At 40.8% G+C, this 10,305-nt stretch carries 8 protein-coding genes; all 8 read left to right on the top strand.

All coding sequences use genetic code 11. The features are described 5' to 3' along the window. Positions 1–177: 177 nt before the first annotated feature. A complete protein-coding gene (locus ACHBID_RS10825) occupies positions 178–855 on the top strand; it encodes a S24 family peptidase (protein ID WP_172023027.1) in 678 nt (225 codons plus the stop codon). Positions 856–1,002: 147 nt separating this feature from the next. Further along, positions 1,003–1,452 (top strand): pyridoxamine 5'-phosphate oxidase family protein, encoded by a 450-nt coding sequence (locus ACHBID_RS10820; RefSeq protein ID WP_394732334.1) that lies wholly within the window; start codon positions 1,003–1,005, stop codon positions 1,450–1,452. A gap of 66 nt (positions 1,453–1,518) precedes the next feature. Continuing rightward, entirely contained in the window at positions 1,519–2,478 is a 960-nt protein-coding gene (locus tag ACHBID_RS10815) for a polysaccharide pyruvyl transferase family protein (RefSeq protein ID WP_105122847.1), read from the top strand. A 111-nt stretch (positions 2,479–2,589) separates the two neighbouring features. Beyond that, positions 2,590–3,468 (top strand): glycosyltransferase, encoded by an 879-nt coding sequence (locus tag ACHBID_RS10810; RefSeq protein WP_172058941.1) that lies wholly within the window; start codon positions 2,590–2,592, stop codon positions 3,466–3,468. Beyond that, positions 3,469–4,473, top strand: a complete 1,005-nt coding sequence (locus tag ACHBID_RS10805) for a sugar transferase (RefSeq protein WP_172023025.1) — start codon at positions 3,469–3,471, stop codon at positions 4,471–4,473. Continuing rightward, positions 4,470–6,227 (top strand): SP_1767 family glycosyltransferase, encoded by a 1,758-nt coding sequence (locus ACHBID_RS10800; protein WP_394732333.1) that lies wholly within the window; start codon positions 4,470–4,472, stop codon positions 6,225–6,227. The genes ACHBID_RS10805 and ACHBID_RS10800 overlap by 4 nt, the downstream gene beginning before the upstream one ends. A gap of 1 nt (position 6,228) precedes the next feature. Beyond that, on the top strand, positions 6,229–7,107 hold the full coding sequence (locus tag ACHBID_RS10795; protein ID WP_394732332.1) for a glycosyltransferase family 2 protein: 879 nt from the start codon (positions 6,229–6,231) through the stop codon (positions 7,105–7,107). A 463-nt stretch (positions 7,108–7,570) separates the two neighbouring features. After that, positions 7,571–10,305, top strand: a 2,735-nt coding sequence (locus tag ACHBID_RS10790) for a KxYKxGKxW signal peptide domain-containing protein (protein ID WP_394734396.1), incomplete at its 3' end; no start/stop codon positions are given.

Here is a 10,305-nt window from a genome sequence, read left to right as displayed (position 1 = left end):
TGGGCTAGCCCAGACAGCTTAACCTCTGGATCTCTAGTTATCAATGAACTTGTTGCACTTGACTTGACAATGTGCGTCTATATATAAATAGTGGAAAGAAATAGAAAAAAACTTGTCAGAAAACAGAATATTTTGTATAATATAGTTACTTTATAAAGAAACTTATTGAGGTGAAGGATGTTTTCAGGGGAGCGTTTGCGAGCGATTCGTTTGGTCAATGAGATGACGCAGGAAAATCTAGGGAAGCTGGTTGGTGTTGGGAAGGTGACGATTTCTAAGTGGGAATCGGAGACGACGGTTCCCAATGCCAAGCATTTGCGAGCATTGGAAGAAACATTTTTGGTGGAAATGGGATATTTTGATGCAGATTTTGAGCTCTTGTCGGTCTACCATAAACTGACTAGCGCTCATCAAGGTAAGGTGAAGCGTTACTCACAGCGTTTGTTGGAGGAGCAGCACCAGTCTCTACAGTTTGTGGCCTATCAGGTTCGGACCAATATTTTGCTGTCGGCAGGGCCTGGTGAGGCCTTTGATGATGAATTTGAAACAGAAACAGTCTATTTTGATAGTGAGATGGACCATGACGTGGCGACTTGGATTAAGGGTAATTCCATGGAGCCCATGTTCCAATCAGGCGAGGTGGCGCTTATCAAGGAGACTGGTTTTGATTATGATGGCGGTATCTATGCTATTGTCTGGTTTGGTCATACCTATATCAAGCGTGTGTATCGGGAGGAGGAAGGTTTTCGTCTCGTGTCCATCAATCCAGACCATCCGGATAAGTTTGCCTTCTATGAAGACAAGCCTAAGATAGTAGGAAAGGTTGTTGGTCATTTTATGCCTTTGGCAGTTTAGGGACTATGTAAAGACAACTCAGCTAAAGAGAGGGCGTCAGGGCTAGAGGGATGGGAAAATATTTGGTAGTATTTTTGTATGTTAACCTTAACTTTCCCCATGGAATTTGCTATAATTTAGGTAGAATGTAAGTCTAGGAGGCTACTTATGGAAGTCAAAGATGTCATGGAAATTTTGGAAGGCATGAAGCTAGGGATTTTTGCAACGGTCGATGCAGATGGCAATCCTCATGCGCGGCCTATCCATATCACAGCTGCCAATGAAGATGGTATTTTCTTTATGACAGGTTTGGAAACGCATTTCTATCAGCAACTGATGGGGGATGAGCGTGTGGCGCTAACCGCCCTGTCAGAAGAAGACTACTTGATTCAGGTCATTCGTATAGAAGGGAAGGCACATCCGGCTAGTCAAGAACTCTTGGAGAAGGTTTTTGCGGATAATCCCTATGTCCAACATGTTTACAAGGATGAGGAAAGTCGCAAGACCATGCAGATTTTCCAAGTCTATGAGGGAGATGGTTTTTATCATAGTCTGACTCAGGGGCATAAGTATGTCTTTAAAATCAATAATGGGGTAGGTCAAGCTCGAACAATCTAAGCTACGAGCTTCGCATTCCTACTATATTGTGCTATACTAGAACCAAATAAGAAAGTAGGAGATGTCATGACCAAATATGCCCTTTTTTCGTATACCACTGGTAATATTGGAGATGAGATTCAGTCGGTAGCGACGAGTCGTTTTTTACCACAGATAGATTACTATGTGAACAGGGATTATTTAAATGAGTTCCAGTATGATGGTGAGGAATCAATCAAGCTTATCATGAATGGCTGGTATTCCCACCGCCCGGAAAATTTTCCATTAAAAAATGAAAAAATCGATCCTTTATTGATATCGATGTTTATCGATGATCTGGTGCAAGAGCAATTTTCTACAGAAGAAAATAGAGCATTTTTCAAAAAATATGGTCCAGTTGGTGCGAGGAGTGGAGCTACCAAAGACTTCCTTGAATCGATCGGTGTAGACTCGTACTGGTCTGGTTGCTTGACATTAACCATTCAACCAGAAAAGAATGTGAAAAAGCAGGATTTTGTCTTAGCGATTGATTTGCCAAATGCTGTTTATGATAAGTTGGCAAGAGAATCTATTTATCCTGTTATTCGGATGAGTGCAGATATCAACCACCAGTACATGAGCCCTTCTCAACGGATGAAAGTGGCTCAGTACTACCTCTATCTCTATCAATCAGCACGTTTTGTCGTCACCACTCGTCTGCATGGAACCTTGCCATGTTTGGCGCTTGGAACACCTGTTTTGAATATTCAGGAACAAGGATTTGAAGAAGGGCGTTTTGCTGGTTTGCGTGAGTTGGCCAATCACATGACGATTGAGGAGTTTTTGGCAGGAGCTTGTGATGTGAACCAGCCTCTGCAAAATCCACAAAAGTATCTGGACATTCGGAAGGAACTAGAGGAACGCTGCCAAGCCTTCACAGGTTTTAAGAGCGAAGCTGGATACCTCAATGGGCAGGCAGTTACAGATTTTTTGATGGATCCAGAGTTGGTTCAAGCTATGGTGACGGGGCTATGGTCAGCTCACCAGTATTATGGAATCTATCGTTAAAAAGGGGAAAATCCCCTTTTTGTTTATAGAAAAATAACAGACTATTTTTGCATTTCTAGTCTAGGCATGCTATGATAATGGTAATATATAAAGAGGGAATGAGGCATATAAGTGGAAAAAGTGAGTGTAATTGTACCTGTTTACAATGGGGAAAAACATCTTCGTCAGTGTGTCGAAAGTATTATTGCACAGGATTATAAAAATCTAGAGATCTTATTGATCAATGATGGTTCGACAGATGGGTCAGCTCTCTTGTGCGAGCAGTTGCGTAAGCAAGATTCACGGGTTCGAGTGGTTCACAAGAGGAAGAATGAGGGCCTAGGTGCTGCACGTAATACATCGCTTGAAGTGGCGACAGGAGAGTATATCGTCTTTGTAGATGCAGATGATTGGATAGATCCCAATCATGTTTCTGATTTGCATGAACTACTTACTCGTACAGGAAGTGATATAGCCATTTCCAACTTTACTCAGTATTACGAGGAGACTGGGCAGTTCAATTTACACATTGGGACAGATGATTATTACGAGGCTGTTTATAGCCCAGAAGAGTGGTTTGCTTTCCAATATGGTGTTGGCCACAATATTTCCCTCTGTTTCACAGTACCTTGGAGCAAAATGTATAAAAAGTCTCTGTTTGAATACATCCTCTATCCGACAGATGGTTTTGGGGAGGACGATCGGACAACTTGGAAAACATATTTGGCAGCGAATCGAATCGCCTATATGCATCGCTCTAGTCTGATTTATCGTGTCAATGCGGGGTCGATGACCCAGACAGCCGATCAGGCGACAATATTTTCAACGGAGCCAGTGGCAGAACGCCTTGAGGTGCTGGGTTTGCTTGGTTTTGATTTGTCACGGGAAATTGCCGCCTACAAATGGCGTTCGCAGATAAATCGGGATAGCAAACTGCGTAATGGGGATGTAGTAGCTTATAAGAACCTGGAATTCCGCAAGCGGATGATAGATAAATACGGAAACAACTAAATGAGAGTCTATATTACAAATTTAAACGGTCAAGCAGCATCTTCAACGGCGCAGCTTGGACAAAATATGGTGACAGATATTGCGATTGGGCTTGGCTATCGTGAACTGGGGGTTTATGCTTATAATATGGAGGCAGATAGTCCGTCTGAACTCAGTAAACGCTTGGATGGGATTGTGGCTGGCTTGCGGCATGGAGATGTTGTCATCTTCCAAACGCCGACTTGGAATACAACGAATTTTGATGAGCGCTTGATGGCAAAGTTGAAGGCCTATCAAATCAAAATTGTGATTTTTATCCACGATGTTGTTCCTTTAATGTTTGCGGGGAATTACTACTTGATGGACCGGACCATTGCCTATTATAATCTAGCAGATGTCATTGTGGCTCCGAGTCAAAAGATGATTGATGTCTTGCGTGAACATGGTTTGACTGTGAAAAAGACACTAGTTCAGGGGATGTGGGATCATCCGACCAATGCTCCGCAATTACCAGCTTATTACAAGCCCTTAATTCACTTTCCGGGCTCACCAGAGCGTTTTAGTTTCATGAAAAGCTGGAACTATCCTGTTCAGGTTCATCTTTATTGTCGCCAAGAGGTGGAGTTGCCAACCATGGTGAAACGCCTGCCTTATCGCCCAGATGAACAGCTCTTGTTAGAAATGTCGCAGGGCGGATTTGGCTTGGTCTGGATGGATGATCATGACAAGGGGTATCAAACCCTCTATTGTCCGTATAAATTAGGTGCTTTTGTAGCAGCAGGAATCCCTGTGATTGTTCAGAGAGGAATTGCCAATCAGGAAATCATCGAGGCGAATGGACTTGGTTTGGTTGTAGACAGTCTGGATGAAGCGGCTGAAAAAATTCAAGCTATGACACCAGCTGACTATCAGGGATTTGTGGCTAGAGTAAGGGCCTTTAATCCCTTGGTTCGACAAGGCTATTTTACGAAAAAATTATTGATCGATGCTGTCTTTAGTGCCATATGTGATGGGGGAGAAGGATGAGAAAATTAGAAGAAATTCGTGTTTTGCCGATTTTAGATAGCCTTGCTTATATCAAAGAACACCAATCCTCTGTTGTGAGATTTGGAGATGGAGAAATTGATGTGATTCAGGGGTCTAGTATCCCCTATCAGCCATATGATTCAGAATTAGCGGCAGCCTTAAAAGCTATTTTGACCATTCCAAGTTCTCCGGAATTAGTGGTGTGTTTGCCAGATGTCTTTCAAGGATTGGAACGGTATAATTCAAATGCTCAACAATTTTGGAAGAGTCATTTTGAGCGCTATGGTCAATTTTATGCCCACGAGTGTCAATCTGATTGGTACGGTTCAACCTTCATTTCACGTCCCTATATTGACTTGGTGGATAAGGAACCTGCGGCAGCCTATTTTGCAGCCATTAAGGACTTATGGCGGGGTCGAGATATTTTGATTGTCGAAGGTGAGACCAGTCGATCAGGAGTTGGTAATGATCTGTTTGCTGGAGCAGAATCTGTTTCTCGAATCGTTTGTCCATCAAAGAATGCTTTTGCTAAATACGATGACATTTTAGAAGCGATTCTAGAGCATGCAGATGATAAGCTGGTCCTTCTGATGTTGGGGCCAACAGCCAAGGTCTTGGGAGTTGATTTGATGCAGAGGGGTTATCAGGCTATTGACTTGGGACACATCGATTCTGAGTATGAATGGTTCCAAATGAAAGCGACTTCCAAGGTGAAACTTGACCACAAGCACACTGCTGAGCATAATTTTGATACAGATATTCAGTTTACAGATGATGCGGACTACCTTCTTTCCGTAAAGGCTTGGGTGGGTGTTGCGCCGCAAACTCTACAGGAGGTTTCGGTGAAAGAAGAGCATAAAATGCAATCAGAATTTACTTTGATTAGTATTATTGTCCCTGTTTATAATGTGAAGCCATACTTAAAACGTTGTATTGATTCCTTATTGAAACAAACCTATCCTCATTTTGAATTGATTTTAATTAATGATGGTTCGACAGACGGAAGTGCCTTCGTTTTGGAAGAATATGCCAAAAAAGATGAGCGGATCCGAGTTATTCATCAGGAAAACGCAGGAGTATCTGCTGCTCGAAACAAGGGAATCGATAATGCAAATGGGGAATATATTACCTTTGTTGACTCGGATGATTTTGTGGAAGATTTCTATCTAAAACATCTGTATGATGGAGCGATAGAGTCAGGATCGGATATTGCTGCCACAAATTTCACCTCTTTCAACGAGGAACGGCAGTCTTTCCTTTTTTACCATAACGAAGGAAATTACTTCCAAACAGTCTATTCTGTCCAGGAGTGGTTGGATCTAGAAGGAGATATGAAGAACAATATGCATCTAGCTTTCACCTTCTCTCCTTTGAAACTATTTAAAAGGTCCTTGTTTGGGGATATTCGCTATCCGGTAGGGCGTCTTAGAGAAGATGATGCAACGATTTATAAGTTGTATTTGAAAGCTAACCAGATTCATTTCACCAATGAAGGTCCTTATTACTATTCTCAACGGCCGGAAGGACTATCTCGATCTGCTATGTTGCAGGATATTACGACCATGATTAGTAATGCCGAGGAGCGTATTGCTCTGCTAGTGACGATGGGCTATAATCCAAAAGCTCAGATCGCTTCGTATGTTGCTCGCTTAGAAAAATGTAAAGCCGATGCCCTCTATGCAGGACAGATAGAATTGTATCGAACGATAGGGGTGAAGTTAGAATTATACGATCAATTTAGAAAGTTTAAGTAGGATGGAAAAAGTATCGGTTATCGTTCCTGTTTTTAATGCGGGTATTTATTTGAAACAGTGTTTGGATAGTATTATAAATCAAACCTATCAAAATCTTGAAATAGTATTGGTGAATGATGGTTCAACGGATGGAAGTGCTAGCGTTTGTGAGCAGTACCGACAAAAAGATAGTCGAGTTAAACTGGTGAATAAGCCTCTGGGTGGGGGCGGAGTAGGTGCAGCCAGAAACACAGCCTTACAATTGGTGAGTGGAGACTATATTCTCTTTGTTGATAATGATGATTGGTTGGAACCGAATCACATTGCATATCTCTATCAGTCGTTGAAAGAGACGGATGCTGATATTGCTGTTGTTAACTTTACACAATTTATGGAAGAGACGAGTTCATTTGCTTTCCATTTACAAGCTCAAGATTACTTTAGACAGGTTTATAGTCCGCAAGAATGGTTTAATAAAGAGTATGAAGGCCGATTTGCGATTAGTCAATGCTTTACAGTTCCGTGGTGCAAACTCTATAAATCCTCCCTATTGGAAGGCATTGTTTATCCAGAAGATGAAAAAGTTGAGGACGACTATACAACCTGGAAAATTTATCTGAATGCTGATCGCATTGTCTTTTCAAATACGAGTTTATATTACCATCGAAAAAGACAAACAAGTGTTACTAAAACGGTCGAAATCTCTTCTGTCTTTCCTCTAAAAAGTATTGAAGAACGAATTACAGTTTTGTCATTAATTGGTTTTGATATTGCGCCGGAATTAATGGCGTATAGATGGCGATTGAATCTACACAAGGATTTTTATTTGAAAGCTGGTAGGATGCAAGACTATCAAAAATGTATGCAAAAGATTTCAATTTTAGAAAAATGGAAAAGGTGAGAGTAATCTTATCTTTTCTTTTCATTACCAGCCTATGACAGAGAGTTTGAGTCTCTCCGTATCGGAATCTGCCTTTGAGTCCGTCTCCGAGTCGCTATCCAATTCTATCCAGCAATCCCTCTCCTTGCTCGGAGGAATGCTGTTATTTGGACTACTCAAAAAGAAAAACAAAAAGAAGAGCAAGAATAATCATGAAACCAGTTGTAATCAACTGGGTTTCATGATTTTATTGATATAAAAGTGAAAAATAGTGAAAATATATGAAAGAAATCTATTTTGAAAACTATTTTTTAACAATATACTAAGCTCGAAAACTAAAGAAAAAATACGTTTTCATTTAAGTAAAATTATTGACATTAGTATCACTTATTGGTAAAATGGATTGATTATTTAGCGGACTATTGCTGATTGGTACATTTTTAGGGCGCTAAATAATAAAGCAACATCAGGAGGATTTCTTTGAATGAAAATGCAAAGAAAAGATGACTTTACCGAAGTATCTCGAAAAAGTCGTGTAAAAATGCATAAATCCGGTAAGCACTGGGTGAGAACAGTCATGTCGCAAATCGGTTTGATGCGTATTGGAGGCAAGTCTTCGGCAAGTCCAGCCGAGGTCAATCTTGCCACTGTAAAACGTTCAATGACCGCAAGCCAATTGTTGCGCGGTTTAGCAGCAGCGGGAGCTGTTGTGGGGGGGAATGTCGCGGTTGAAACCGTTATGGCTTCTGAAGTTGTCGCGACATCAGAGACAAGTACATCAACCTTGGCAGAAGCAGATACTGTCGTGTTGACGACAGTTGTCGATTCAGATTCAATTTCAGTAAGCTCCTCGGAATCAACATCGATTTCCGAATCAGCGAGTCAATCTGAGTCAACCTCAGCATCGGAATCGACTTCGATTTCTGAATCCGAATCACTCAGTTCATCAGAGTCCGTATCGAACTCAGAAAGTCAGTCGGCTTCAGAGTCGCTCTCTGTTTCAGAATCAACTTCTGTTTCACATTCGGAATCTGAATCAGCATCGACTACGCTATCAAGTTCGACAAGCTCTGAAACCAGCACAAGTGAATCAGCAGCAAGTGATACAGGTTCAGAAACCAGTGCGAGCGAAACGGACGCTACAACTGTAGCAGAAGAAAAGCAAACCTTAGAGCAAGTTGTTTCGGAAGCAGAGGTTTTAGTACAAATCGCAAGTAACCAAACTGCACCAAGCCAAGCCTTGCTAACTGCAATTGGAACCAGTCGTGATCAGCTGCTGTTGGCTCAAACCATCTTAGGAGATGCGGATGCGACTGCGGCTGACCTTGCTACCATTATCAGCAGTTTGCAAACAAGCAATCAAGCAATTGGTCTTTTGTTGTTGGAAAATGATGAAGATGGCATCATTACTTTTGCTCTTAATACTTCAACGACAGCAACCGTGACCAAAGTTGGTGAAGGATATGGTATTTTGGTTGATACCTTGTCAACTGCTTCACCATCAATGGATGATGCTAACGGTGCTGCAATTTCAAATCCAACAAATAATACAAGTTTTACGCCTTCATCAGAATCAGAAAGATTCACCTTTAACTATTCTAAATTTAACTGGTTTGGCGATCAGCTGTCTGATAAGACAATCAGAGAAAATTATTACTTCCGTTATTCGTTAGACTATGATTCATCAACTACAACAACTTACATTGAGTTAGTTAATAAGACAACAAATACTGTGGTTGAAAGCCACACTTTGGATAAGGGTGAGACTGCAACATTCACTTACTTCCAAAGTTATGAAGGTGCTAACAACTTGCCGTTAACAATTACTTACGGTGATAGTACTTCATCAAGTACAACTTCTGGTGAGCTTCAATTACAATACAACGGTGGTACCCTAACAAATACCTTAGTACCAACTTACCAAGAATATACAACATACTATAAGACAACTGATGGAAAAACAATTGCCACTTACACCATCAAAGGTATTGGTGGACAAATGGCAACTCCATCAGGTGTTCGTACCTTTACTGGTTATGATTATGCAAGAACAACAGGTGGTACTGCGGTACGCCTTTATTCTCCAGGAACTATTTATAATGATGGTGCGATTTCTACATCGTATATTAAACGTCTGGCAGAAGTTGTAGATGAGAACGGTAGCGTTGTTAAGACGATATGGGTAAAAGATCCTACTTATACAGGTACAGTTGATTATAACTCGACTGACACAACAGGCTTTATCAAGGTCATGGAAACTTCTGTCATGGCTCCAGGGACAGCGAATACGAGTCTTGTCGTCCCGGTTACTGATATTATCTCAGCTGAAGAGTCTGCCCTGGCTACAGCCAATGCACAAGCTGGTAAAACAGGTAATGATATCTTCTCTGTCATCTATGAAGATAACTATCAAACCATCCGTATTGGTTTTGATGGTTATGCCAAGGCGGCGAAAAGCTATCCTGTAAGTATGTTAGTGCAAGTTATTCTGAAATCAGGTCACCCGGATTATGCACCAAACTATACAAATTCAGCAGGTAACGTAATAAACCCAAATACTAAAGGGTCATCGGTAAACTTAGCCAACGGTTTGAATTCAACTACAGTTAACGAAACAACGCACTGGTACAGAGTTGATACATCTGAGTCTGAATCACTCTCGAATTCAAATTCACATTCATTGTCTGAATCTGAATCAACTTCTAACTCAGAATCAGCATCAAATTCAGAATCCATCTCAAATTCTGAGTCACTGTCTAATTCTGAATCAACATCAAATTCAGAATCACTTTCAAATTCGATTTCTGAATCTGTTAGAGAATCCGTCTCCGAGTCTATTTCAGAATCAGTAAAAGAGTCAGTTTCTGAATCAATTTCAGAATCAGTAAAAGAGTCAGTTTCTGAATCAATTTCAGAATCAGTAAAAGAGTCAGTTTCTGAATCAATCTCAGAATCAGTAAAAGAGTCAGTTTCTGAATCAATTTCAGAATCAGTAAAAGAGTCAGTTTCTGAATCAATCTCTGAGTCAGTATCAGAATCAATTTCTGAATCAGTATCTGAATCAATCTCAGAATCAATTTCTGAATCTGTATCAGAGTCAATCAGCGAATCAGTATCAGAGTCTGTGTCTGAGTCAGTTTCAGAATCAATTTCAGAATCAGTAAAAGAGTCAGTTTCTGAATCAATCTCTGAGTCAGTATCAGAATCAATTTCTGAATC

It is taken from the genome of Streptococcus sp. A25 (genome assembly GCF_043674095.1).
Classification (GTDB): Bacteria; Bacillota; Bacilli; order Lactobacillales; family Streptococcaceae; genus Streptococcus; species Streptococcus suis_V.
Note: the sequence above shows the minus strand (reverse complement) of the source record. Positions and strands in the feature narration are given on the sequence as shown.

Bases quoted from the DNA above. Each gene is read 5' to 3' on its own strand.
- ACHBID_RS10825 (WP_172023027.1), top strand. From the start codon at position 178: ATGTTTTCAGGGGAGCGTTTGCGAGCGATTCGTTTGGTCAATGAGATG.
- ACHBID_RS10820 (WP_394732334.1), top strand. From the start codon at position 1,003: ATGGAAGTCAAAGATGTCATGGAAATTTTGGAAGGCATGAAGCTAGGG.
- ACHBID_RS10815 (WP_105122847.1), top strand. From the start codon at position 1,519: ATGACCAAATATGCCCTTTTTTCGTATACCACTGGTAATATTGGAGAT.
- ACHBID_RS10805 (WP_172023025.1), top strand. From the start codon at position 3,469: ATGAGAGTCTATATTACAAATTTAAACGGTCAAGCAGCATCTTCAACG.
- ACHBID_RS10800 (WP_394732333.1), top strand. From the start codon at position 4,470: ATGAGAAAATTAGAAGAAATTCGTGTTTTGCCGATTTTAGATAGCCTT.
- ACHBID_RS10795 (WP_394732332.1), top strand. From the start codon at position 6,229: ATGGAAAAAGTATCGGTTATCGTTCCTGTTTTTAATGCGGGTATTTAT.